Genomic DNA, 22,702 nt, shown 5'->3' on the forward strand with positions numbered 1-22,702 from the left:
TCGGGGAGGGTACTCACGTCGATGTGAGTACCCTCCCCTCCCCGCCCGACGCGCGGCCTTCTCCGGTCAGGCGGCAGCCGCCCCGGCGGGGCGCGGCCGGCGGGCGCGGATCCGGAGGATCGCGACGGCCGAGGCCGTCACCGCCACCGCCACGGCCCCGATCGTCAGGAGCCAGGCCGGGACGCCGCCCACCATGAGCAGCTCGTCGCGGTAGATCGCCCGGCGGTACGGGGTGTCCTTGGCGGTGGCGCGCAGTTCGTGGTCGGCGTCGATGCGCCCCGGGTCCGGGAACCTCTGGTCGATGGCGGTGAGGAACACCGGCCCGGCCCCGGCCAGTTCGGCGAGCGGGCCGCCCTCGGGTTCGATCGATCCCGCGAAGGTCACCTTCGGTGCGGAGCCGCCGATCGCGGTCGCCGGCTCCATGCGGTGGTCGGCCAGCACGTACAGGCCGAGGGACTGCGGTGTCTTCGCCATCCGGGAGAGCCGCATCGGGTAGACCAGCCGGTCGCTCTCGAAGCGGATCCGCAGCGGGTCGAGGTCGCCCCGCAGCGGCTTGCCCTGCTGGCGGGGGGCGAGCCGTACCGCCACGTACTCCCAGCTCTGGTCGACGTACGGCTTGACCTCGGTGGCGAGGCGGTCGGGGAGCGTGAAGCCGTTGCTCTCCAGCCAGTTCTTCAGCGCGTCCGGGTCGGTGGCGGTGAGCCGGGCGACATCGAAGTCGCCGAGCTGTTCGCGGCCGACGACGCCGACGGGCGGGGCCGCGCTGCCGGGCATCGGGGCTCCGGCGGTGTCCCCCGTGCGGGAGGAGAAGGGCCAGTCGCGCTCACGCGGCCAGAAGTAGCTGCGGGTCTTGCGTTCGGGCCGGGTCAGCCGGCTCAGTTCGTCGAACATCTTCCCGTCGGCCAGCTCGACCGTGGCCCGGCCGGGCACCGGCATGATCCAGGCGGCGCGGTGGGCGTCACCGCCCACGGTGAACCGCATGACGATCTGCTCCGTGCGGCCGTCCCAGCGCACGACGGAGGTCTCCCGGTCGACGCCTATCCGGGACTGGCCGTCGGGGATCATGGCCCCGCAGCCGCACGCGTAGGCGGGGTTGACCAGGGCCACGAGCTGGGTCACGAGCAGGGCGAACAGCAGTGCCGGAATTCTTCGTTTCATCCACACGGGGTCTCAGACGACGGCCCCTGGGATCCGGTTCCGACCCCCCTCGCCGACCACTGCGACCTGGCCTCATACTGTGCCCCATGACGGGGAGCGAGAAGCAGCAGCAGGCTCTGCTGCGCCGGTCCGCGGTGCTGCGCAGCCCGCTGGTTCCGGATGCCGTGGCGGCGGAGATCGCGCGGCACGACTGGGAGTCCATCGAGTGCGGCTGCGGCCGCTCGGCGGGCCATCTGATGGACGCGGTACGGGATGCCGCCGAGGGGCATCCGTCGGCGTTCCACGCACTGGAGGGGCATGTCTTCTTTGCGGAGCACCTGAAGCCGCCCGCCCCGGCGGTGTGCGGTGTCCTGATGGCCGTGTGGGCCGCGCACCCGCCCCGGCAGGCGACCCGCGAGGCCCTGCTGTGGACCCTGCTGGCGCTGCTGTGCACGGTGGACGACGGCGGCACCCACGAGGCCGGACTGCACGGGCAGTGCGCCGCTTTCATCCGTACGGGTGTGGACGGCTTCCGCCGGGAGACCGCCGCCGCCCCGGGTTCCGGGACGGCCGCCTACGCGGAGGCCATTTTGGACATCCTCGGCATGCCGGCCTGAGACACGGTCGGGGCCGGACGACCGACCGGACCCCGGAGCCAGGGTCGGGCCCCGGGTGTCAGGCCCCGGGCATCAGGCAGCGCCGCAGCCGGGCCACGGTGACGTTCTCCAGGGATCCGGCGAAGCTCCGCGGCGGGGACGCCGGGACCGGCAGCAGGGACGGGACCACCAGGACCGCGCAGCCGGCCGCCTCCGCGGAGGCGGCTCCGTCCGGCGAGTCCTCCACCGCGACGCAGGCCTGCGGTGCGAAGCCCAGGCGCTCCGCGGCCGCCCGGTAGGGGTCCGGGTGCGGCTTCGTGCGGGCGGTGTCGTCGGCCGACAGGGTGAAGGCGAAGGGGACATGCGCCAGCGAGCCCCCGACCACCGAGTCGACGACGACCCGCGGTGAGGCGCTGACCAGGGCGAAGGGCACGCCCTCCGCCTCCAGTGCGGCCAGCAGCCGCCGGGCTCCGGGCCGCATCGGCGCCCCGGCCTCCACCCGGCGGAAGAAGCCCGCGGTGAGCGCCGCCGCCACCTCGGACGGGTCTCCCCCTCCCGAGACCCGTACGAGGTGGGCGGCGGTGTCCTCCACCGCCCGGCCGACGACCTCGGGCGCGTCCGCGTCGGTGAGCCGGTGGCCGAGGCCGCCGGCCGTCTCCTCGGTGGTCCGCCACCACAGCACCTCGGTGTCGACGAGGGTGCCGTCCATGTCGAACAGGACCGCGGCGAGGGCGCTCACGCGGACCCGGCCACGACGAGCACGGGCCGCTCGGCCAGTCCCACGGCGGCGCGTGCGCCCGGCACCAGGGATCCGGCGTCCCGCGAGGGCAGGTCCGCCTTGACGGCGACCCCGCCGGGCAGTTCCAGGTGGAGCCGGGTCACGGAGCCGAGGAAGGAGGCGGAGAGCACGGTCGCCGTGCCTTCGCCGTCGGCGGCGACGGTCACGTTCTCGGGCCGTACGAGGACCTGCACCTGCGGCGTCGTGGGGACCGGGCCGTCGACGGGCAGGCGCGCTCCCGCCACCTCGACCAGCCCGGAGCCGGCGAGCCGTCCGGGCAGCCGGTTCATGGTGCCGACGAACTCGGCGACGAAGGGGGTGGCCGGGCGGTCGTACAGCTCGGCCGGGGCGGCGCACTGCTCCAGCTTCCCGGCGTTCAGGACGGCGACCCGATCGGCCATCGACAGCGCCTCCTCCTGGTCGTGGGTGACGAACACGGTGGTGATGCCGAGGGAGAGCTGGAGGCGGCGGATCTCCTCGCGCAGGTTCGCCCGTACCTTGGCGTCCAGCGCGGAGAGCGGCTCGTCGAGCAGGAGGACGCGCGGGCGCAGGGCGAGCGCGCGGGCGAGGGCGACGCGCTGCTGCTGGCCGCCGGACATCTGGTGCGGGTAGCGGTCTCCGTGGTCGGGCAGGCCCACCAGGTCGAGGAGTTCGGCGGCGCGCTCGCGCCGCTCGGCCGCGCCGACCCTGCGTACGCGCAGGCCGAAGGCCACGTTGTCCCGGGCGTTGAGGTTCGGGAAGAGGCTGTACGACTGGAAGACCATGCCGGCGTCGCGGCGGTTGGCCGGGACCCGGGTGATGTCCTGCCCGTCGACGAGGACCTCGCCGGAGTCGGGCTGTTCGAAGCCGGCGACGACGCGCAGGGCGGTGGTCTTCCCGCAGCCGGACGGGCCGAGCAGGGCGAGCAGTTCACCGGGTTCGACGGTCAGGTCGAGCCCGTCGAGGGCGACGGTGGAGCCGAATGCCCTGCGCAGGCCGCGGAACTCGACGCGCGCGCCCGCGGGCCGGGCGGGATCCGCCGGCTTCCCGGCCGCGGGGAGGGGGGTGGGCGTGGTGGACATGGACTCAGGGCTCCTTGCGGGAGGTGGTGGCGGGTGCGGCCCCGGCCGTGGAGGGGGTGGTCCCGGCCCGGGAGAGGGCGATCAGCAGCAGCCAGGTGATCAGGAGGCTGAGGATGGAGACGGCCACCGACATGCGGGCCTGGGCGCCGGAGATCGAGACGATCCACACCGCGAAGGGCTGGAACCCGAGGAGGGAGGCGATGGTGAACTCGCCGAGCACCAGGGCCAGGGTCAGGAAGGCGGCGCCGGCGAGCGAGGCCCGCAGGTTCGGCAGCAGCACGCGCAGGACGACGTACGGCCAGCTCGCGCCGCAGCTGCGGGCGGCCTCGACCAGGGTCGGTACGTCGATGGCGCGCAGGCCCGCGTCGAGCGAGCGGTGGACGAAGGGCAGGGCCAGGACCGTGTAGGCGAGGACCAGGACGACTGGGAACTTCTCGTGCTGGACGGCGATGAAGGTCTGGTACAGCGGGGTCCGCGACAGGTGGTCCGGTCCCCAGCGCAGCACGGTGGTGATTCCGGTGACGAGGGCGATGGGCGGCACCACCAGCGGCAGCATGCACATCACCTCGACGACCGGGCGCAGCCGCGGGGAGCCGATGCGTACGGCGACGAGCGCGGGCACGGCGAGCAGCAGCGACAGTGCGATGGTCGCTGCGGCGAGCCCGAGGGAGAGCAGCAGGCTCTCGGTGAAACCGTCGGCGGAGAGCAGCTCGGTGTACGCCTCGAAGGTGATCCCGCGGCCGGGGACGTGAACGGTGAAGACGAACGAGGCGATGAGCGGGATCAGGAAGTAGGCGCCGGCCAGGGCGAGGACGGCTCCGCGCCAGATCCGGGGGCGGGGCCGCCGGGCCGGGGTCCGCACGGGGGCCCCGGTGTCCGGTTCCCGCGTGTCCTCGCGGAGGCGGGGGTACCGGGTGGCCGGGGTAGTCGGGGTGGTCGGGGTGGTCGGGGTCATCGCAGCCATCGGGCGCTCCGTCGCTGGAGGGGCAGGTAGACCACCATGACCAGGGCGGCGATCAGGATCATGTCGAGGCCGAGGGCGAGCGCCACGTTCTCCTGGCCGGTGAGCACGTTCCCGGACAGCGCGTCCGCGATCTTGAGCGTGACCAGGGGGACGGAACCGCCGACGAGGGCCGCGGCCGTGGCGTGGGCGGCGAAGGCGGTGCCGAAGAGCAGCACGAACCCGCCGAGCAGGGAGGGTGCGAGTACGGGCAGGCCGACGTGGCGCCAGAACTGCGCTCCGGTGGCCCCGCTGCTCTGGGCGGCCTCGCGCCACTGCGGGCGCAGCCCGTCCAGTGCCGGGGCGATCACGAGCACCATCAGGGGAATGAGGAAGTACAGGTAGACCATGGTCAGGCCGGTGAAGGAGTACAGGTTCCAGCCGAGATCGGTGAGATCGGCGAGCTGGGTCACGACTCCGGAGATCCCGACGGTGGCGATGAAGGCGAACGCGAGCGGTACGCCGCCGAAGTTGGCGAGGACGCCGGAGGCGGTGAGTGCGGCGCTGCGCAGGCCCGCGGAGCGGGAGGTGACCACGGCCTGGGCGATCACCACGCCCAGGACGCCGCCGACGAGTGCGGTGAGTGCGGAGAGCTGGACGCTGCCGACGAGGGAGCCCAGGTAGGGACCCTGGAGCGAGCGGGCGAGGTGTTCACCGGTCACCAGGGTGGCGCCGCTCGCCGGGTCGGTGCGGGTGACCGCGCCGTGGGCCATGGCGCCGAGCGGGATGCCGAAGCAGAGCCCGGTGAAGGCGAGGAGGGGGAGGGCCGCGAGCCAGGTGCGCGGGCCGCGCCGCCGCCGGCGGGTGCCGGCGGCTGCGCGGGGGGCGGTGGTGGAGGACATCAGGAGAGGGCCTTGTCCCACTTCTCGGCGAGGGTGGCCTTGGCCTTGTCGAGTTCCTCGGAGGCGGGGAAGGCCGGGGTGCCCTGGACCTGCGGGAGCTTGGCCACGGCGGCCTTGTCGGCGGTGCCGTCCTGGGTCATGCCGGGGAGCAGGACCGGGCGGGCGTATCCCTTCAGCCACAGGTTCTGGCCCTCGGCGCTGTAGAGGAACTCCAGCCACAGGCGGGCGGCCGCCGGGTTCGGGGCCTCCTTGTTGATGGCCTGCGAGTAGTACTGGGCGTAGACGCCGTCGGTGGGGACGGCGACCTTCCAGTCGACGCCCTTGCCCTTGAACTGGTCGGCGTAGCCGGCATTCAGGTAGTCCCAGTCGATGGAGATGGGCGTCTCGCCCTTCTCCACGGTGGCCGGGGTGGATTCGACCGGGAGGAAGTTCCCGCTCTTCTTCAGCTGTCCGAAGAAGTCGATGCCGGGCTGGATGTCGGCGAAGGAGCCCTTGTTGGCGAGGGCGGCCGCGTAGACGCCGCCGAAGGCCGAACCGGACTTGGTGGGGTTGCCGTTGAGGGCGACCTTGCCCTTGTACTCGGGCTTGAGGAGATCGGCGAAGGTCTGCGGGCAGGTGGGGATCCGGGCGGCGTCGCAGCCGATGGAGACGTAGCCGCCGTAGTCGTTGGTCCAGCGGCCGTCGGCGTCCTTCTGGGCGGCGGGGATCTTGTCCCAGGCGGTGACCTTGTACGGGGCGAAGAGGTTCTCGGCGGCGCCGCTGCGGGCGAAGGCGATCCCGAGGTCGAGGACGTCGGGGGCGCGCTTCTGGCCCTTGCGGGACTTGACCGCGGCGATCTCGTCGGCGCTGGAGGCGTCCGGGTTCTCGCTGTTCACCTTGATCTTGTACTTGGCCTCGAAGGCCTTGATGATCTCGCCGTAGTTCGCCCAGTCCGGCGGCAGCGCGATCACATTGAGCTCGCCCTCCTTCTGGGCGGCGGCTGCGAGGGCCTCCAAGGAGCCGAAGTCGGCGACCGAGGTCGCGGCGCCCGGCTGCACGCCGTTCTTGGCGCCGTCGGCACCGCCGGACTTCTGGTCGGGTGCGGCACCACACGCGCTGAGCGTGGTGAGTACGGCGGCGCTGAGCAGAACGGCCGCACCGCGACGGGCGGAGGAACTGAGCACGGTCTCTCCCGGAGACGAGGGTGGGTTCACTTGTCTGAACAAGTTGGCTCCAGTTCGCCCGGGCCCGCTGTACGGACGGTGAACGGCGCCCGTCCTCGGGAGCACGGCTCGACGAAGAGAGAAGAATGACCGGAAGAAGCCGTGACAGAACCTGTTGGAATGATCATGGGAGTCGGTCACGGCCATCTGGGGGCGAAGGACATGAGCACGAACGCGGGCACGGCCAGGTACATGGAGATCGCCGAGGCTCTGCGCGGGGCGATCCTCGCGGGCGAGCTCCCGGTGGGCGCGCTCCTGCCCTCGGAGAGCGATCTGGCGGCGCGCTGGTCCGCATCGCGCGGGACGGTCCGCCAGGCGGTCGCCACCCTCGCCGCGGAAGGGCTGATCGGTTCCCGGCAGGGCGCGCGGCGCATCGTCCTGAGGCAGGAGCGCCGGCACAGCTTCGGCGAGCTCAACAGCTTCGCCCAGTGGGCCGAGGGGCTCGGGCACCGGGCCGCCGGCCGCTTCCTGTCCCGCACCCGCCGGTCCGCGACGGCCGAGGAGGCGGACCGGCTCGCGCTCGCGCCCGGCACGGAGGTCCTGGCCGTGCTGCGGCTGCGCCTGCTCGACGGGGAGCCCACCATGGTCGAGCGGACCGCCTATGCGGACTGGGTCGCGGAGGCCGTCGAGGCGCTGCCCGCGGACTGCCGGTCCGTCATGGACAGCCTGGCCGAGGGCTTTGGAGTCGTCGCCCACTACGGCGAGCACCTCATCGACGCCCTTCCGGCCGGCAGCGAGGACGCCCGGCTGCTCGAGATCCGGCGCGGCAGCCCGCTGCTGCGCCAGCGGCACGTCTCCCGGGCGGCCACCGGCCGCCCGATCGAGTGGTCCGACGACCGCTACCGGGCCGGCAGTGTGACCTTCAGTGTGAGCAACTCTTCGGTAGCAACTCCCTTGGAGCGGCGCGTCGGAGACCAGTGACCGCGTCAGGCGGCGGCGCGCACGCTCTCGTCGACCGCCCCCGGCAGCCAGTCGGCGACCCGGCCGAAGCGGAACCCCAGGGCCGAGGCCCGGCCGTTGTCGAGGGCGTAGGGGCGGTCGAAGGAGAAGGGCGAGGCGTGCGCGCCCGGCCCGACCACCCGGTACCGCGGCCGCCGTCCGGTCCGTGCGGCGACCGTCTCGCAGAGCGCGATCACGTCGAGGGCGCCGTGCGAAGCCGCGTTGACTGGCCCCGTGAAGGTCTGCTCCGCCGTCCAGTGCAGGAACGCGGCCATCTCGTGGTGATGGATGAAGGAGGTGGCGTACGGGGCTTCGTGGACGGCGACGGGGGTTCCGGAGCCGATCCGCTCCACGTAGTGCGCCAGCCGCCCGGTGAACTCCGCCGGGCCGCCACCGAGGACGTGTGCGGCGCGCACACCGGCGTACGGGAAGGCCGGCTCCCTCAGGAAGACGGCCTCGGCCTGCCGCTTCCCCTCGGCGTAGACGTACGCGGGCCAGGGCCCGGGCGCGCGGCCCGCCGCCCCCGGGAGCGGCAGCCGCACGGGGTCGAGCGACGCCTCGGCGACGGGGGCGGGATCGGCGACGGGGACGGGGGCGGTCCCGGCGCCGGCGCCGGCGCCGGGGAGGACGTCGGGGAGCGTGGCCGGGTCGTAGACCTCCATGGTCGAGGTCATGACGTAGCGCCCGGTCCGCCCGGCGAACACCCGTCGGGCGACGGCGGCCTGGAGCGGCGTGTAGCAGACCTGGTCCACGACCACGTCGAATTCGCGCCCGCCCAGCGCGGCCCGCAGCGCTTCCTCGTCGTCGCGGTCGGCGACGAGCCGGCCGACGCCGGTGGGCGGGGTGCCGGAGCCCCGGTTGAGGACGGTGACCTCGTCGCCCGCGTCACGCGCCCGGGTGACCAGGGTCTTTCCGAAGTAACGGCTGCCGCCGATGACAAGAATCCGCTTCATGCGTTCGACTCTGCCGCTGTATCGTCCCCAGCGGAACTGATGATCTGCTGTACGGATCGTAAGGAAAACTGTTGATCGATGTGCAGCGGCTGCGCGTCCTGCGGGCGGTGGCCGAGCACGGCAGCTTCAACCGGGCGGCCGGGGCCCTGCTGCTGACCCCGTCGGCCGTCTCCCAGCACATCGCGGCGCTGGAGCGGGCGGTCGGCCACCCGGTGGCCGTTCGCAGCACGCGCGGAGTCACCCTCACCGAGCCGGGACGGCTCTTGGTGGAGGCGGCCGAGTCGATCTCCGCCGAGCTGGACCAGGTCCGCCACGCGATCGACCGGCTCACGGCGGACCGGCCGCGCCTGACCGTCGCCACCTTCACCAGCGGGGGCCGGCACCTGCTGCCCGCAGCCCTGTCCCGGTTCATGGAGGCGCATCCGGAGGTGGAGCTGACGGTGCTGGAGAGCGAGCCGGAGGACGCGGTGCCGATGGTGCGCGGCGGCGCGGCCGATCTCGCGCTGGCTTACCACTTCGACGGCCCGCCGCCCGTACGTCCGGACGGCCGCCCGGGGCTCGACTGGGTGCCACTGATGGAGGATCCGCTGTGGCTGGTGCTACCGCCCGGCCACCGCCTCACCGGCCGGCCGTCGGTGGAACTGGCCGAACTGCGAGCCGACCCTTGGGTGCTGGGCTGCCTCAAGACGGAGGCCTTCCTGCGCCGGTACGCGGAGCTCGCCGGTTTCGACCTCCGGGTCGCGGCCTCCACCACCGACTACTTCTTCGCGCAGACCCTGGTCGCCGCGGGCGTAGGGGTCTCCCTTGTCCCGCACGTCTCGCTCTCCCCCGCCCCGGAGTCGCCGGTGGTCCGCGTCGAACCCCCGCGCCCCGCCCGGCACATCGGGCTGGTCCTCCCCCGCCGGGGGCGCCCGCAGCCGTACACCGAGACCCTCACCGCCGCCCTGACCACGGCAGCCGCCACGGCCCGCACACCGACCGGAGGCCGCCCGTGAACCACCTCCTTCCCCCGGCACCTCTTGCCTCGCCTATCGACATTCGATAGATTTCCATCGTGAATCGATGGAGGGACAGGTCATGGGAAAGCTGACAGTGCATGCGTTGCGCGCCGTACTCGCCGTGGTGCTCGTCGGCACCGTGTTCGTGCAGGCATCGATGGTGTGGGCGTTGGCCACCGACCCGGAGGACGGCACGCTCCCCCTGACCCCGTTCCGTGTGATCACGATCCTGGGCATGGTGTCGGCCCAGGTCGCTCTGATCTGCGTCTGGCGGCTGGTGACGATGGTGCGACGCGGAACGGTGTTCTCCCACACGGCCTTCCGGTACGTGGACGGAGTGATCGGCGCGATCGTGGCGGCCGCCCTCATGTGGTTCGTGGTCACGGCCCTCAATGCGCCGGGCCAGCGCGAGGACCCGGGCGTCACCGTCATCATGGGCGGGGTTGGCGTGGCCATCCTGGGGGTGGCGCTCATCGTGCTCGTGCTGCGGATGCTGCTCACCCAGGCCGTCGCGCGCGATGTCGAAGCCGCCCGGATGCAGGCCGAGTTGGACGAGGTCATCTGATGCCGATCGCCGTCGACATCGATGTGATGCTGGCCAGGCGGAAAATGTCCGTGGGCGAGCTCGCGGACCGCGTGGGGATCACCCCCGCCAACCTGGCCGTACTCAAGAACGGCCGCGCCAAGGCGGTGCGCTTCGCGACGCTCGCCGCACTGTGCGACGTGCTCGAGTGCCAGCCGGGCGACCTGCTGCGCTGGGAGGCCGAGGAGGACGCCACGGACGGATGACGCCCTCCCTGTGGACGGGCACACTCCGGGCGCCTCCGCAGCACGTGCGCTGTCCGTCGAGCACAGCGACCCGGGGAGACGTGGTCCGGGATCGGCTCGGTGGGACATGCAGACGGCGGTCGGCGGTGCCGACCGCGAACTCCGAGGCCGCGGGCCCTGGTGACCTGGTCTCGGTCAGGGCGTGATGACGAGTTTGCCGCGGACGTGCCCGTTCAGGAAAGCGGTGCGTGCCTCGTCGATGGAGGCGAGGGGGTAGCTGCGGGTCTCGGCGACGCGCAGGCCGCCCGCCGTCACCCCGACGGCGAGACGGGCCATGTCCTCGCCGGTGGCGCGGTAGGCGAAGTTCACCGCCCTGATTCCCTGGGCCGCGAGAGCGTCGGGATCCGTGGCGAAGACCGTGCTGAGCAGTCGGCCGCCGTCACGCAGCAGAGGTGCGATACGGGTGGCGACGGTCTCGGCGTCGTCGGCGAGGTCGATGACGGCGTCGATGCCGTCGGGGTGGGCGGAGCGGACCGCGTCGGCGACATCGGTGGTGCGGTGATCGATGACCTCGGCCGCGCCCAGGGAACGGGCGTACTCGTGGTCCGCGGTGGCCGCCACGGCGATGACGTGGGCGCCGCGGCCCGCGGCCATCTGCAGCGCGTAGGAGCCCACGCCTCCGGTCGCACCGACCACCAGGAGCTTTTCGCCCTCGGTCAGGCCGAGCCAGTCCACCGCGCTCTGTGCGGTCCCGCCGGTCATCGGCAGCGCCGCAGCGGCCGCGGGGTCCAGGCCCTCGGGGCGGGGCGCCAGGGCCGCGTGCCCGGGGGCGGTCATGTATTCGGCGAAGGAGCCGTGCTCGAAGGAGCTCGGCCACACCAGGCCGAACACCTCGTCGCCAACGGCGAAGCCGGCGCCCTCGCCGACTGCGGTCACGGTGCCCGCCACGTCGAAGCCGAGGGTGAGGGGGAAGGAGAACTCGGCTCCCGAGTTGGCCAGCTCTCCGCCGACCACCTTGAAGTCGAGCGGATTGAGTCCTGCCGCACGGACCTTGATCTGCACCTCGCCCGGCTCCGGGTCCGGAACGGGAACCTCCCGAAGGGCTGGGGTGTCGCCGAAGGCGTCGATGACGTAAGCGCGCATAGCGGAGCCTTTCACGAATGGCCGCTCAGCCTCTGCGGCCAGAGGCACGAGGACGGCCGGACACCGGGGTGGTCCGCAACGGATCATCACCCGGGAACGCTGACCAGGCCCGCCCAGCACACCCCGGTCGGCCAGGGCGGACCCGGACGGCGTAGCCGAAGGCAACCCGCACCGAGGCGACCACAGCCCGCGCCGCCGCCTCCTCCGGCGGTGATCAACCTCAGGGGCGGTGGAAGCGCACTTCCGGGAAACGTGCTGCCGGTCCGTCCAGCAGCGAGGCGTTCCGTCCGCGCAGGTGGGTGTCCACGAACGCCGTCACGTAGGCCCTGGTGATGGCATCGGCGCGGTCACCGTCCAATCGCTGGAGGGACATGCCGCACTGCTTGGCCAGGGATGCCAGGTCGGTGAAGGACAGGTGCCCGGTGTCGTCGACGCTCAGCCAGCGCTTCCATCCGGTCAGTTCGGTCCAGGTCTCGTCCCAGGTCGAGTCGATGCCGCCGGGTATGTGACTGGGCTGGCCCAGCATCAGGAACGGCCGGTCCAGGGGCGTGTCGTTCGGGAACCGGAAATTGCCGTCCATGTTGACCGCCGCCTTGACACGCGGATCGCGCAGCATGGCCGGGATCGTGCTGAAACCGCCGGCCGAGTGCCCCACCACGGCGATGCGGCCGGGGTCGATGGGCGCGCCGCGCTTCCACGGCGACCGGGGGCCGGTGAGCTCGTCGAGTACGAAGGAGATGTCCTCGGCGCGGACTGCGCCGACCTTGGGGTAGTCCCTGTCCGCGCACGCCAGGCAGGAGGTGGTGCGCCCGTCGGGGAACGAGATGCCGTCCGCCTCGTAGTTGTGTCCGATGCCGGCGACGACGTAGCCGCGGGCTGCGAACTCCTCGGCGAGGCCCGTGAGGGTGGCGCGTGGCATGCCGAAGCCCGGTGACAGGACGACGAGCGGCAGTCTGCCGTGGATCTTCGACGGCTTCGCGTCCACCGTCGAGTGGGTCCTCACGTTGGCCAACAGATCGGTCGGCAGGTCCAGTCCGGCGGCTGCCAGATACTGCTCGGACTCCTCCGCCGTCATGTAGGGCGAGGGCGTGCCCGCCGGCCTGACGGCCGGGTACCAGAGGGAGACCATCAGCTCCCGCTTCTCCGAGGGGACCCACGGGTCGGCCCGGTTCTCGTCCTTCAGGTGGACCGTGGACCTACCGACCGGGTGGTGCCCGGACGGTACGGGGAGCACGAGCGCGGTCCCGGGCGGTGGTAAGGGGCGGGTGTCGGCATGGGCGGTCGTGGCGGAGAAGGTGCCCGCCAGAGCCGCGGCAACAGCGGCACCGACCAGGAACAGGCGTCGTTGCATCGAGTCGTCTCCCAGCATGTCTTGCGTGATGTCCGGCCCGGTGCGGGCCGATGACTCGAACGCTATGCCGGGCGCGAACGGCTGCCATCGGCCCGGGGATGTACGCCGGTGGCGGCCGTACATCCCCGGGCTGACATCCCCGGGAGGTGGTGGGATCCGAGGCGGTCAGGAGGCGAATCAGGGCCTTGGAACGGGTGGTCCCGAGCTCGCGGGCCGTCGACCGGTCAGCAGCACTGGGGGATCCGTGGAACTGCGCTCGGTGCCGAAATGGATCGTGGTGGCGGCCCGGTCGTCCATAAGGTGTGCCGGGCACATCTGCGAGACCGACCAAGGGGCATCACATGACGCAGCAGGGGACCATCGCGGTGGAGCGCATGGACGGATCAGCCGCAGTGCAGGCCCAGGAAGCGTTCAGGCTGATCTATGCCGAAGCGTTCGCCGAGCCTCCGTACAACGAGACCGGGGACGACGTCGTCGCCGCCTTCCGCCGCTTTCCCCCGCAGGCCCGCAAGCACGCCTTCCGCGCTGCCTTGGCCCGTACGGAGGAAGGCGAGCCGGTCGGCATGGCGTACGGCCACCCGCTCGGCCCCGACACGGGCTGGTGGGACGAACTGACCGTGCCGGTGCCCGCCGACATGCGGCGGGAAGACGGGCACCGCACCTTCGGACTGATGGAACTCGCCGTGCGCGGACCGTGGCGTGGGCAAGGCATCGCGCGGCGCCTGCACGAGACGCTGCTCGCGAGCATGCAAGCCGAGCGGGTGCTGTTGAACGTCCACCCGGCCAGCCGGGCAGCGTCGTCCGCCTACCGGACGTGGGGATACCGCAAGGTGGGCGAGGCGCGGCCCTGGGGCACGGGCGCGGACCTACACGACGTGATGCTGCTCGACCTACGCTGACGACGCCACCTCCGCCGGGGCGCAGCGGGCCGGCATGAGGCCTTTTCCTCCGGCTTTCGCGGAGAAGGACACCTCATGCAGTCAGGCCGTCAAGCCGCTGCCCCATCGCCCCCGCAGAGCCTCGGCCCAGTCTCCGGCTTCCGGACCCGGATCCTCCCACTGTGGCACCCGGCTGGGAGCCGTCTCGATCAGGTGGACAAGCGTCCAGGCAACGCCGTAGCAGTCGTCGGGGCCGAAGCAGGTGGCCAGGGCAGCCGCCTCTTCGGACGTAACAGGGCGGGAGATCGTCCTCAGCTGGCGTTCACGCCTGTCGATCTCTTCCTCGCTCGCGTCCCCACCGGGAAGCGGTCCGTCGGCAACGAACGTCTGCACTTCGGGTCTCATGACCGAATGATCGTCTCCCCAGCCGCCCTTGGACAAGCTGCCTCGTTCTGCTTCGCGCGGTGATTGTTCCTGCCGGCCGGGGCTCTGCGGGGAGGGCGATCGCTTCTCCTGCCGGTGGTACCGAAGGCCGTGGCGCCCGGGCTCGCCGGACATCACGTCGTATCAGTCGGCGCAGGACAGCCCAGGCGATGCGACCATCCAGCCGCCCACCGCGTCGGTCGTCCCGCAGTTCCCGCATTGGTCGATGTCGCGGGCGGACAGGTTGCCGGAATGGCGCCGGCGGTCCCGGTGCCGAGGAAGCCCCGGCGGTCCGCGCTCCAGCTGTGCCGCTGGTCGGCCTGGGGGCCGAACGCCGCGACCTGCTGCCCGTGGCCGCCGAGAGCGCCCGGGAACGGTGACCCGACCGCATCCCGGGTCGGATTCCTGCCGACACCACCCCATGGGGGCCCGGCGCAGGCGGACACGGACCGCCTAGGCTCCCTGGCATGAACGAACGGGGGGCCGGGCCGGTGGCCTGGCACGTGCTGGAAGACGTACCTGCGGGCAGGGAGGAGATACCGGGCCTGCTGCGCGGGCTGGTGGCTTTCGGGCAACGCCAGAAGTCATGGCTCCGGTTGGAGGACAAGCTCGGCTGGAGCCGCGACACCCCGCTCTTCGCCCACACGGTCACCCACCTCTTCGCCCTGCTCCCGGAGCTCGACGATCGACGCCTGGTGCAGGTCCTCGACTTCCTCGCCCGGCGCGGACACGGCGCCTGCCGCAGCCCCGTCGGCGTCCACCGTGAGGCGTACGAGCTGTTCACGAACTCCTGGCCCCACGTACTGCCCCTGATCGCGCACCGGGCGCCCGGCGTGCGGACCGGCGCGGCCTGGGTCCTGCGCTCCGTCCGCTGCACCGACCCGGCCGCGCTCGACGCTCTGCGGCGGCGGGCCACCGTGGAAGACGATCCGACGGCGCTCACGTCCCAACTGCTGGCGGTGGGGAAGCTGTCGCGGGACCGGGAGTGGCTCCATCCCTGGCTGGACCACGCGCACCCGCTGGTCGCGCTGGCCGCCGCGCGCGGCGTGCTGGCACGGGACGGCGCGGAGGCGGCGGACGGAACGGAGGCGGCCGACGACGCCGCGGGCCGTGCCGTGGCCCGGGGACTGGCGGCCGCCGGGAAGCAGCGGCTCCCGGACGTACCGTGGTGGCCCTTCGGCTACGAGCCGGACAAACGCTTCGCGAGGCGAACGGCGCCCCACCCGCACGCGTCCGTCCGCGGCACTGGTCGCGGCGACGGCCGGCCACCCGCGCGCGGAACTGCGCCGCGCGGCCGTGCGTGCCGCCGGCGCGCGGCTGCGGTACTGGCGCGCCCCCTCGCCGGAACTGTGGGATACCGTCGCCGCCGGACTCGACGACGAGCATGTGGCGTCCGCATCGGTCGAGGTCCTGGCCGAGGGCGGCACCGCGGCCGCCTCCTGCGCGGACCGGCTGGTCCGCCACGTCGAGCGGTCCGGGGGCGTCACCGCCGCGGGCAACGCCGACCTGGCGCTGCGGGCCCTGGTCGGCATGGACGACGACCGGGCCGCGGACTGGTACGCGGCACGCCTCGGACGCCTCTGGCTCAACACCCCCGCCCCGCTGCCCGCGCGCTGGGCCCCGCACCTGCTGCCGGTCTGCCGCCTGCGCCTCGCCGACCGCAGCCGGCCCGACACGGCGACCCGGATCCTGCACACGCTCGCCCGGTGGGGCCCGGCGGCCGCGCCCGCGGTGCCCGAACTGGTCGCCCTGCTGGACACCCCCCTCGCGCGCGCGGCCGCCGAGGCGCTGGGCGCGATCGGCCCGGCCGCCGCGACAGGATCGGCGCCCGGCCTGCTCGCCGCACTCACCACCGCCGACCCCGGGCCGGGCCGGCACCCGTGGCACGGCGGCACACAGACCGCCGCCTGGGCGTACTGGCGCCTGACGGGCGACCCGGAACCGGCCCTTCGGATCTGCGGTGCGGCCGCCCGGGCCGGCCTCGGACAGCCGGTGCTCCGCTACCTGGCCGACCTCGGCCCGCAGGCCGCCCCGTACGCCGACGCGCTACGGCCGCTGCTGACGTGCCCCGGCGCATGGAGCCGGGTCGGCGCCGCCGAGGCCTGGTGGCGGATCACCGGCGACGCGGCGCCGGCCGTGGCGGCCCTGCTGCCGGAACTGGCCCCGCTGGCCGGACACACGACGACCCTGCCGGCCCTGCGGGCCGTACGGATCCTGGGCGCGATCGGCGGCCCGGCGGCATCAGCCCTGCCCGTCCTGCACGAGGTCACGTCCTCGCCCCGCCGCTATGGCGACATCCCCGCGGACGAGGCACTCCACCGCGCCGCACGGAAGGCACTGACCGCAATCGACCCGCCCCGGGCACCCGGAACCCCATAGACCTCTTGGGTGACGCCGAAGACGAGGAGGCCGGGCATGCCGAGACCGAGGAGCCGTCTTACAGCGCTCGCGGGGGTTGCAGGAGACCTCGACGGTCGGGCCATCCGCAGGTGGCGCACTGGCCTGATGAGTGCATCGGGCAGGGGCGGTCGAAACGCACAACCGCGGCCCGGTAACGTACCTCTCTTCGGGCGCCGTTGGGGCCTGGAGTCCCAAAGGTGAAGACCTGTGGCACTTGGCGAACTGCCTGTCGTGTGGAGCCTGCCCCCTGAGGATGCCCGGGCTGGATGGCGGGCCTTGTGGTGGAGCGTCGGACCGAGCAACGAACTCGCGGTGGTGCTGGTCCAGGAACGGAACCTGCGCCGCTCCCCGTATGTCAAGGGATGGGTCGGATGGAGCGTGGCGGCTCCGTGTGACGGCGTACTGGTCGTGGTCTCGGGTGGGGTGGAACACCGCACGCCCGTCACCGGCATATCCGCGTGGACCAGTCACCTGGCTCTGCTGTCGTGGTCACGGTTTCTGCTGGTGTCAGGCCGTATACGCCGGGACCGGAACGGCATCTGGGAGAGGAACGCGATGGTGTACTCCCCCGGGGGACATCCGGTGAGTCATTTCTGCATCGGCGACGACATCGACTTCATCATCACCGACCGCGACGGCGGTATCTGGACCTCGTACGGTGACGAGGGCATCTACGGCGACCACCCGGAGACCAGTGCCGGCCTGGCCCGCTGGGACACCGACGGTACCCACACCTGGAGCCCTCAGGGGCGGCTCCCCGTATGGCCCCTGGGCGGAAGCGCGGGCGCCACGGAGGAGGCCACGGCCTGGCTCGCCTGGTACAGCCACGAGGGTGCCTTCGTGTCCCGGGTCGATCCCGCCACCGGCGACATCACCAGCTACCGCAACCCCCTGAGAGACACCGACGGCATCGCCGTCCGCGGCACCCGGATGCTCCTCACCCACCGGTTCCACAACCGTCCCGGCGTCGAGCTGAGCCGCGCGGAGCTCTTCGACGATGCCTGGGTGATCACTGCCCAGGAGAAGCTGCGACTACCGGGGCCGGTGGTCATGCGCTGCGCCCAGGGCCGCGACGGTGTCCTGTGGCTCCGCGCCGGCGACACCTGGATGCAGATCGAGGCCTGAGCACCGGGGCTCGACCGCCCGGTCCCGCCCATGCCCGCACCAGCGATGCCGACTGCGGGCGGGTGCGCGGCCATGTGTAGGGCGAAAGTGCTGGTCACAGCCATTCGTTGATGGCTGTGACCAGCACGGTCGACGTCGTCGGCGTCGCCGGACCCAGCAGCAGGAGCACTGGCTTCGTCGACTTCAAGTGACAGCGTTTCGTTGTCAGTCTCGTCGACATCTCCGCCCCTGTCATCGCTCAAATGAAGTCAGAGGCGTGACCGTGCGCCCAGTGGCGGAAGGAGCGAGCTGGAGTTCCCGTTATCTGGTCGAGTGTGAGGTAGGCATCGCCCTTCGGGGCCCTCGTGTCACTGGGTTCATCTGCGATGCCTTCGATGCCGTCGTAGCTTTCGAACCCGAACAGGAAGTCTGCGTTCGCGGCCGCGAAGCCCCCTTGGGCCCGGTAGAAGTCGCGGGCTTGTTCGGCGGAGACCTCATCGAGCGTGATCTGTTCTCCGATCGCTTCTGCGATCACTGCAACCTGTTCGCGTTTGGTGAGGCTTTCCGGTCCGATGATCGTGTCGATCCGTCCGAGGCGGTGTGGGTCGAACAGGTTGGCCAGGACGACGTCGGCAACGTCGGCCTCATGAACGGGATGCCCGATCTGATCAGGAAAGGGCTCCACGGCTCGGCGACTTGCCTTGATCGCTGGTCCCCATATGAGGAGTGAGTTTGTCGCGAACTCACCGGGACGCACGATGCTCCAATCCAGTCCCGAGTCCATGACGGCCTGCTCGACGACGGCGTTGTACATCGTGTCGTAGCCGGCCGTTACGGCGGCGGAGGAGACCACAACCACGTGCTCGATGCCCGCCTGTTTTGCGCGAGAGACGACCGCCTCAACGGTCTCGGGGACCGCGATCAGGACGAGTTGCGCGGCACCGTCGAATGCGTGCCCCAGTGTGGACGGGTCGTCCAGGTCGCCGAAGACCACGTCCGCACCTTCCGGGAGTGAGGCACGTTGCGGGTGTCGCGAGATTCCGCGCACCGCATGACCGGCATCAAGCAGCCCTGCGACGACCGGGTGGCCGATCGTCCCGGTGGCCCCGGTGACAACAATGGGAGGGGACTTCTTTAAGTGAGACATAGTTTCTCACTATAAGACGTCGACGGGACGCCTGAGGGAGCGTCAATTCTGATCGGCGGACGACAAGGCGTACGCGGTCTCACACGAACCCGACTCCGGCACCTCGTGCTCCATGAGGCGCCGGCGGCGCGTGCGCCAGCTCCCGTCAGGTCGGACCTCGTAGCAGTGGGCAAGCCGGCAGCGTGGAGACTCGCCGCAGTTGGTTCGCGCCCCGCATCGGGCCGGGCCGGCCACACGCAGCGGCCCTCATTAACCCGTTGCCCAGGAGCCAATCGGCCAGCTAGGTTCACGCAGCCGCTTGCATGGGTGCAGGCCGGCGCTGTCGACGAGGAGGTGCGGAGCACATGCGCAGGAGTGCCCAGCAGTTGAGTCCGCGTACTGACCTCTGCCACCTCCTCACGACGGAGACACCTTGTCCCTTCGCATCACCCCACTGACCGACCCCGCTCACGGGCCGCACGGCCGGCGTCTTGCCTGGTTGGCATCGGACGCGGATTCCATCCCTTCCGGCACGGCCTTTCTGCGCCTGTTGGATGGCGGACAGGAGCATGTGGCCGAGCTCGACCTCCGTGTTCATCCTGCGGAGCGCCGCAAGGGCGTCGGCTCCCGGCTCCTCGACACCGCCGTGGCCACCGCCCGGGACCATGCCCGACGCTGCGTCGTCGCGCAGGCAGAAGCCGGATCGCCCGGCGACGACTTCCTGGCGGCGCGCGGCTTCCGAAAGGTCCTCGCCTTGAGGTTCACCCGCTTGCCACTGGCTGAGGTGGATACCGCCGTCCTCGTCGAGATCATCGAGCGGCCGCATCCCGGCTACCGGCTGATGTCATGGCAGGGAACCGTCCCCGACGACCTCGCCGAGACGTTCACCGCCTCTCGCCGCGCCATGGACGACATGCCCATGGACGACGCCGACAGCGGCATCGTGATCTGGGACGTGGACCGCGTGCGGGCCGCGGCGAAGGCCGTCGAACAGCGCGGTGACCACCTGCACACCGTCGTCGCCGTCGACGTCTCCAACGGCGCGATCGCCGGGTTCACCGAACTCGTCATCCCCGGCAACGGCGCAGGTGACGGCCAGCACTACGGCACCGGCGTGCTGTCCGAGCACCGTGGACACGGCCTCGGTCGTTGGATGAAGGCCGAGTCGATCCGACAGGCCCATAGGGACTATCCGGACCTCGGTGGCCTCCTGACCGACACCGCCGACGGCAACACGCACATGAGACAGATCAACGACGGTCTCGCCTACACACCCACGCACACGACACACCAGCATCGGCTCGACCTCTAGCAGAGAGCGGACGAGCCGGACCGGGGCATCACCCCGCCCGGCCCGTCTGCGCTTTCGATACACGCCCCACGCTTGCCGTCGAGCTGTGCAACGCCTTGCTGTGCACGGACGGCCGGGTCCGCACGCTCGTCGACCTGGCGCTCGCTCCCGAGCACCGACGCGGGCACGGTGCCCCGTATTGCGGACTCAACCAAGGCCGGATCGATGTCACCCGGCTGCGACGGGCCGGCCGACGTGCCGTTGCCCCGGGGCCCGTGGCGGCAGTCTGGTGCCGGCCGTGGACGTCTCTCCCCGTGGCTGCAACCGGAGGCGGACACCTGCTCGGCTCGAAGAACCGGCCGCAATCGTCAACGGCCGTTCCCAGGCACGGTGCCAGCACGCCCAATGGAGCCGCCGGCATCGCGTCGTGCGACGGATGACACGCGGCGATCTGCCGTGGCGCAAAGGCCGGCCCCCTGCGGTCACGGCGTCGGCTACGACGTCCTGCATGCCGCCCTGATGGTCACTCGGTGGCGGCCATCATCGCCAGAAAGATGAGGCCCGCCGTGACGACCCACAGCAGCAAGGTCCCGATGGTGGCCGCCACACGCGTGGAGGGGGGATAGACACCGATCGGACTGCCGGGGCGGTCCGGGTGGTAGCTGATCTCGATCTGGCTCGCGTACGCGTCCCGGCCGTAGCTGTGGGTCTGGCCGCTCGGATCCGTGTACTCGTAATTCCCTGACTTGCCGTACGGACTGGTGCGCACGGCCATCACCGTGATGCCGCGCCGGGGTAGGAGCCACATCTGAAGGGTCCGCTCAGCTGCGACGGCACTCGCGAGGTTGAGGAACACGGTCAGGAGTCCCATCGGGACCGCGAGGATGAGCATGCCCGCATCTCCGTGCATGACGACCAGCACGCCGGTCACGATGAGCGTCACGAGACCGGGCCCGAGAGCGAGCAAGAGCCAGGCGATACCCTTTGCCTTCTCACCGGTGCTGACGGACGGACCTGGTGGCCGGGGAGTGCGCAGCGAGACGGTCGTCACGAGCGAGGCACCGTCGAAGGACGGGTCCGGCTCCGGCAGCGCGGCCAGGGCCGTTCCCACCGCCCTCGCGAACAGGCCTGCCGCAGCCTCGCCAACGCCATCGATCCGATGCGTGAGGGGCGTACCGCCGGCCGGGGCTCGCAGTTCGACAGTTACGGCCCGGCGGTCCGGTATGACGTCACGGACGGCCTGCAGGGGGATGCGTATCTCTTCGTCCCCGCGGCGCAGCGTCACTGAGTCAGCCTCGTAACGGAGAACGGCGCCGCCGCTGCCGCGCAGGACAGGGGCGGACGGTGTGGTCGACATGGACGTGATCGTAAGGGGTGATCACCGACCCGTGGGCTGCGCGCCGGTGCTCTGGGCTCCGGCGGGCGAGCGGTCCCCCGAACGGGCGGCTCGGCGGGCGCCCGCTTCCGGACGGCTCGAGAATCGATGCGGGAACACGCGACGGGAGCACGCGACGGGAGCCGATCAAGGATGCCGAACACCGCCGATTGCTCGAAGAGGGCGAGCCTCGTCCTGTCAGGCGTGCTGGTACTCGCCGGGGTCGTCGTGACCGGGTGCAGCGGCGAGGCCCGCGACGCCGGGCAGGGGCCCGGAGCAGGACCTCACCCCAGAGCGACGCCCTCCGGCAGGGTCACCGTCGTCTACGAGACCCGAACGGTCAAACCGGAGGACCGGCCGGCCGTGGCCCTGATCCGGAACTCCCGTGTGCTGGAGCGGTCGGCCGACTGGGTGAACAGAGCGCTCACCCTCCCCCACGATCTGGTCGTGAAGGTCACCTCCGACGTGCCGCCCGGGGTCACGGACGCGGTCACCCAGCCCGACGGCAGGACGATCTTCATCCCGCCGCCGTTCCTGACCGAGATCGAGAAGGCACTCGCCGACGTCGTGAAGACCGTCGAACGGCCTGCACCGTTCCCCGCGTCCGACTACAACACCGACGACCTGACCGTCCTGTCGACGGAGTTCATCTTCGGCCACGAGATGGGTCACGCCCTACAACGCCAGCTCCTCCTGGCCAACCTCGGCCTCGAAGAGGACGCGGCCGACGGCTACGCGTCCTTCTCCACCGTCAACGAGGTCGGACCGGGCCCGTCGCTGGCCGCCGCGATCCTCTTCGACGAGATCGCCCGCAAGGAGGGCCGACCGACCCTGGAAAGCCTGTCGAGCGACCACCCCATTACCCAGCAGCGGGCCTTCAACTTCCTTTGCTACCTGGAGGGCAGCGACCCGAAGAAGTACCAGCAGTCCCTGGTCGACAGCGGGTATCTCCCGAAGACCCGCGCGCCCCTCTGCCCGCAGGCGTGGGCGATGCTGGACTACGGCTGGTGGACCCAGCTCCAGCCCCACTTCAGCGAGGCGTTCAAGGCTCAGGGTGACGAGGAGCAGAGGAAGGCACACGCGCTGCTCATCGCGGAGACGAAGGCTCTGGCGAAGCGGATCGACGAGATCCGCAGCAGTCAGTGAGCCCGTTCGCCCGAGAGGCCCGCGAGGCCCGGCCGGCGGTCGTCGCGCGGGCTCTGGGCGAACGCGTGATGCGGTCGTGCTGACCTGAGGCAGTGCGTCCGGGCTGCCGTCACCGACTGCGCCGCCGTACACGGTTGCAGGCATGGAGAACGTGCCGGTCCGCGGGCGGCATCGCCGGGCGCTTCCTTGAC

General features: G+C 71.6%; 24 protein-coding genes. 11 read left to right on the forward strand and 13 right to left on the reverse strand.

All coding sequences use genetic code 11. The annotated features are described in order from the left end of the window. Positions 1-66: 66 nt before the first annotated feature. The gene (locus OG753_RS06090; RefSeq protein WP_405787465.1) at positions 67-1,158 is read right to left on the reverse strand and encodes a DUF2330 domain-containing protein; all 1,092 of its coding nucleotides are present in this window, start codon (positions 1,156-1,158) and stop codon (positions 67-69) included. 86 nt (positions 1,159-1,244) lie between these two features. Here OG753_RS06090 and OG753_RS06095 point away from each other — a divergent pair, with 86 nt between their 5' ends. Next, positions 1,245-1,754, forward strand: a complete 510-nt coding sequence (locus OG753_RS06095) for a hypothetical protein (protein ID WP_327260757.1) — start codon at positions 1,245-1,247, stop codon at positions 1,752-1,754. A gap of 58 nt (positions 1,755-1,812) precedes the next feature. On the opposite strand, the gene OG753_RS06100 is transcribed toward OG753_RS06095, so the two are convergent. From OG753_RS06100 to OG753_RS06120, 5 genes are read right to left on the reverse strand one after another with little or no spacing between them, the layout of a single operon-like run. Next, a complete protein-coding gene (locus tag OG753_RS06100) occupies positions 1,813-2,442 on the reverse strand; it encodes an HAD family hydrolase (RefSeq protein ID WP_405792559.1) in 630 nt (209 codons plus the stop codon). A gap of 26 nt (positions 2,443-2,468) precedes the next feature. Further along, on the reverse strand, positions 2,469-3,572 hold the full coding sequence (locus OG753_RS06105) for an ABC transporter ATP-binding protein (protein ID WP_405787467.1): 1,104 nt from the start codon (positions 3,570-3,572) through the stop codon (positions 2,469-2,471). A 4-nt stretch (positions 3,573-3,576) separates the two neighbouring features. Next, a complete protein-coding gene (locus OG753_RS06110) occupies positions 3,577-4,536 on the reverse strand; it encodes an ABC transporter permease (RefSeq protein ID WP_405787468.1) in 960 nt (319 codons plus the stop codon). Further along, a complete protein-coding gene (locus OG753_RS06115; protein WP_405787469.1) occupies positions 4,524-5,414 on the reverse strand; it encodes an ABC transporter permease in 891 nt (296 codons plus the stop codon). The genes OG753_RS06110 and OG753_RS06115 overlap by 13 nt, the downstream gene beginning before the upstream one ends. Then, complete coding sequence (locus tag OG753_RS06120; protein ID WP_405787470.1) at positions 5,414-6,577, reverse strand: ABC transporter substrate-binding protein; 1,164 nt, start codon at positions 6,575-6,577, stop codon at positions 5,414-5,416. The genes OG753_RS06115 and OG753_RS06120 overlap by 1 nt, the downstream gene beginning before the upstream one ends. Positions 6,578-6,778: 201 nt before the next feature. On the opposite strand from OG753_RS06120, the gene OG753_RS06125 reads away from it, so the two are divergent. Further along, positions 6,779-7,537: a GntR family transcriptional regulator gene (locus OG753_RS06125; protein ID WP_405787471.1), complete on the forward strand. Its 759-nt coding sequence runs from the start codon at positions 6,779-6,781 to the stop codon at positions 7,535-7,537. A 5-nt stretch (positions 7,538-7,542) separates the two neighbouring features. Here the strand turns inward: OG753_RS06125 and OG753_RS06130 are convergent, their stop codons facing one another. Next, positions 7,543-8,508, reverse strand: coding sequence for a reductase (locus OG753_RS06130; protein WP_405787472.1), 966 nt, complete (start codon positions 8,506-8,508; stop codon positions 7,543-7,545). 71 nt (positions 8,509-8,579) lie between these two features. On the opposite strand from OG753_RS06130, the gene OG753_RS06135 reads away from it, so the two are divergent. The 3 genes from OG753_RS06135 to OG753_RS06145 all read left to right on the forward strand — a co-directional run bounded on the left by OG753_RS06135 (position 8,580) and on the right by OG753_RS06145 (position 10,295). After that, complete coding sequence (locus tag OG753_RS06135; protein ID WP_405787473.1) at positions 8,580-9,503, forward strand: LysR family transcriptional regulator; 924 nt, start codon at positions 8,580-8,582, stop codon at positions 9,501-9,503. An 82-nt stretch (positions 9,504-9,585) separates the two neighbouring features. After that, positions 9,586-10,071 carry a DUF2975 domain-containing protein gene (locus tag OG753_RS06140; protein ID WP_327260765.1) on the forward strand — a complete coding sequence of 162 codons (486 nt, stop codon included), beginning with the start codon at positions 9,586-9,588 and terminating at the stop codon, positions 10,069-10,071. Next, the gene (locus tag OG753_RS06145) at positions 10,071-10,295 is read left to right on the forward strand and encodes a helix-turn-helix transcriptional regulator (protein WP_327260766.1); all 225 of its coding nucleotides are present in this window, start codon (positions 10,071-10,073) and stop codon (positions 10,293-10,295) included. Before OG753_RS06140 ends, OG753_RS06145 begins: the two co-directional genes overlap by 1 nt. Positions 10,296-10,469: 174 nt before the next feature. Here the strand turns inward: OG753_RS06145 and OG753_RS06150 are convergent, their stop codons facing one another. Both OG753_RS06150 and OG753_RS06155 read right to left on the reverse strand, forming a co-directional pair. Then, positions 10,470-11,417 carry an NADP-dependent oxidoreductase gene (locus tag OG753_RS06150; protein WP_327260767.1) on the reverse strand — a complete coding sequence of 316 codons (948 nt, stop codon included), beginning with the start codon at positions 11,415-11,417 and terminating at the stop codon, positions 10,470-10,472. 220 nt (positions 11,418-11,637) lie between these two features. After that, positions 11,638-12,768 (reverse strand): alpha/beta hydrolase family protein, encoded by a 1,131-nt coding sequence (locus OG753_RS06155; protein WP_405787476.1) that lies wholly within the window; start codon positions 12,766-12,768, stop codon positions 11,638-11,640. 341 nt (positions 12,769-13,109) lie between these two features. Here OG753_RS06155 and OG753_RS06160 point away from each other — a divergent pair, with 341 nt between their 5' ends. Further along, entirely contained in the window at positions 13,110-13,667 is a 558-nt protein-coding gene (locus OG753_RS06160; protein WP_405787478.1) for a GNAT family N-acetyltransferase, read from the forward strand. 81 nt (positions 13,668-13,748) lie between these two features. On the opposite strand, the gene OG753_RS06165 is transcribed toward OG753_RS06160, so the two are convergent. Continuing rightward, positions 13,749-14,051 carry a hypothetical protein gene (locus tag OG753_RS06165; RefSeq protein ID WP_405787479.1) on the reverse strand — a complete coding sequence of 101 codons (303 nt, stop codon included), beginning with the start codon at positions 14,049-14,051 and terminating at the stop codon, positions 13,749-13,751. A 602-nt stretch (positions 14,052-14,653) separates the two neighbouring features. Continuing rightward, complete coding sequence (locus OG753_RS06170; protein ID WP_405787481.1) at positions 14,654-14,869, reverse strand: hypothetical protein; 216 nt, start codon at positions 14,867-14,869, stop codon at positions 14,654-14,656. A gap of 496 nt (positions 14,870-15,365) precedes the next feature. On the opposite strand from OG753_RS06170, the gene OG753_RS06175 reads away from it, so the two are divergent. Then, positions 15,366-16,448 (forward strand): hypothetical protein, encoded by a 1,083-nt coding sequence (locus OG753_RS06175; protein ID WP_405787483.1) that lies wholly within the window; start codon positions 15,366-15,368, stop codon positions 16,446-16,448. Between the two features lie 297 nt (positions 16,449-16,745). Beyond that, the gene (locus OG753_RS06180) at positions 16,746-17,594 is read left to right on the forward strand and encodes a hypothetical protein (protein ID WP_327260771.1); all 849 of its coding nucleotides are present in this window, start codon (positions 16,746-16,748) and stop codon (positions 17,592-17,594) included. Positions 17,595-17,832: 238 nt separating this feature from the next. Here OG753_RS06180 and OG753_RS06185 read toward each other — a convergent pair whose 3' ends face one another. Continuing rightward, on the reverse strand, positions 17,833-18,720 hold the full coding sequence (locus tag OG753_RS06185) for an SDR family oxidoreductase (protein ID WP_405787486.1): 888 nt from the start codon (positions 18,718-18,720) through the stop codon (positions 17,833-17,835). 412 nt (positions 18,721-19,132) lie between these two features. On the opposite strand from OG753_RS06185, the gene OG753_RS06190 reads away from it, so the two are divergent. Beyond that, complete coding sequence (locus tag OG753_RS06190; protein ID WP_405787488.1) at positions 19,133-20,011, forward strand: GNAT family N-acetyltransferase; 879 nt, start codon at positions 19,133-19,135, stop codon at positions 20,009-20,011. A 95-nt stretch (positions 20,012-20,106) separates the two neighbouring features. Beyond that, on the forward strand, positions 20,107-20,430 hold the full coding sequence (locus OG753_RS06195; protein ID WP_405787490.1) for a hypothetical protein: 324 nt from the start codon (positions 20,107-20,109) through the stop codon (positions 20,428-20,430). Between the two features lie 83 nt (positions 20,431-20,513). On the opposite strand, the gene OG753_RS06200 is transcribed toward OG753_RS06195, so the two are convergent. Beyond that, entirely contained in the window at positions 20,514-21,347 is an 834-nt protein-coding gene (locus tag OG753_RS06200) for a hypothetical protein (RefSeq protein ID WP_405787492.1), read from the reverse strand. Positions 21,348-21,518: 171 nt separating this feature from the next. On the opposite strand from OG753_RS06200, the gene OG753_RS06205 reads away from it, so the two are divergent. Further along, positions 21,519-22,511 (forward strand): DUF4344 domain-containing metallopeptidase, encoded by a 993-nt coding sequence (locus OG753_RS06205; RefSeq protein ID WP_405787493.1) that lies wholly within the window; start codon positions 21,519-21,521, stop codon positions 22,509-22,511. Positions 22,512-22,702 lie beyond the last annotated feature (191 nt).

Origin of the sequence: Streptomyces sp. NBC_00029 (assembly GCF_045160505.1) — a bacterium.
Classification (GTDB): domain Bacteria; phylum Actinomycetota; class Actinomycetes; order Streptomycetales; family Streptomycetaceae; genus Streptomyces.

Bases quoted from the DNA above. Each gene is read 5' to 3' on its own strand.
- OG753_RS06090 (WP_405787465.1), bottom strand. From the start codon at position 1,158: ATGAAACGAAGAATTCCGGCACTGCTGTTCGCCCTGCTCGTGACCCAG.
- OG753_RS06095 (WP_327260757.1), top strand. From the start codon at position 1,245: ATGACGGGGAGCGAGAAGCAGCAGCAGGCTCTGCTGCGCCGGTCCGCG.
- OG753_RS06100 (WP_405792559.1), bottom strand. From the start codon at position 2,442: ATGGACGGCACCCTCGTCGACACCGAGGTGCTGTGGTGGCGGACCACC.
- OG753_RS06105 (WP_405787467.1), bottom strand. From the start codon at position 3,572: ATGTCCACCACGCCCACCCCCCTCCCCGCGGCCGGGAAGCCGGCGGAT.
- OG753_RS06110 (WP_405787468.1), bottom strand. From the start codon at position 4,536: ATGGCTGCGATGACCCCGACCACCCCGACCACCCCGACTACCCCGGCC.
- OG753_RS06115 (WP_405787469.1), bottom strand. From the start codon at position 5,414: ATGTCCTCCACCACCGCCCCCCGCGCAGCCGCCGGCACCCGCCGGCGG.
- OG753_RS06125 (WP_405787471.1), top strand. From the start codon at position 6,779: ATGAGCACGAACGCGGGCACGGCCAGGTACATGGAGATCGCCGAGGCT.
- OG753_RS06130 (WP_405787472.1), bottom strand. From the start codon at position 8,508: ATGAAGCGGATTCTTGTCATCGGCGGCAGCCGTTACTTCGGAAAGACC.
- OG753_RS06140 (WP_327260765.1), top strand. From the start codon at position 9,586: ATGGGAAAGCTGACAGTGCATGCGTTGCGCGCCGTACTCGCCGTGGTG.
- OG753_RS06145 (WP_327260766.1), top strand. From the start codon at position 10,071: ATGCCGATCGCCGTCGACATCGATGTGATGCTGGCCAGGCGGAAAATG.
- OG753_RS06150 (WP_327260767.1), bottom strand. From the start codon at position 11,417: ATGCGCGCTTACGTCATCGACGCCTTCGGCGACACCCCAGCCCTTCGG.
- OG753_RS06155 (WP_405787476.1), bottom strand. From the start codon at position 12,768: ATGCAACGACGCCTGTTCCTGGTCGGTGCCGCTGTTGCCGCGGCTCTG.
- OG753_RS06160 (WP_405787478.1), top strand. From the start codon at position 13,110: ATGACGCAGCAGGGGACCATCGCGGTGGAGCGCATGGACGGATCAGCC.
- OG753_RS06165 (WP_405787479.1), bottom strand. From the start codon at position 14,051: ATGAGACCCGAAGTGCAGACGTTCGTTGCCGACGGACCGCTTCCCGGT.
- OG753_RS06185 (WP_405787486.1), bottom strand. From the start codon at position 18,720: ATGTCTCACTTAAAGAAGTCCCCTCCCATTGTTGTCACCGGGGCCACC.
- OG753_RS06200 (WP_405787492.1), bottom strand. From the start codon at position 21,347: ATGTCGACCACACCGTCCGCCCCTGTCCTGCGCGGCAGCGGCGGCGCC.
- OG753_RS06205 (WP_405787493.1), top strand. From the start codon at position 21,519: ATGCCGAACACCGCCGATTGCTCGAAGAGGGCGAGCCTCGTCCTGTCA.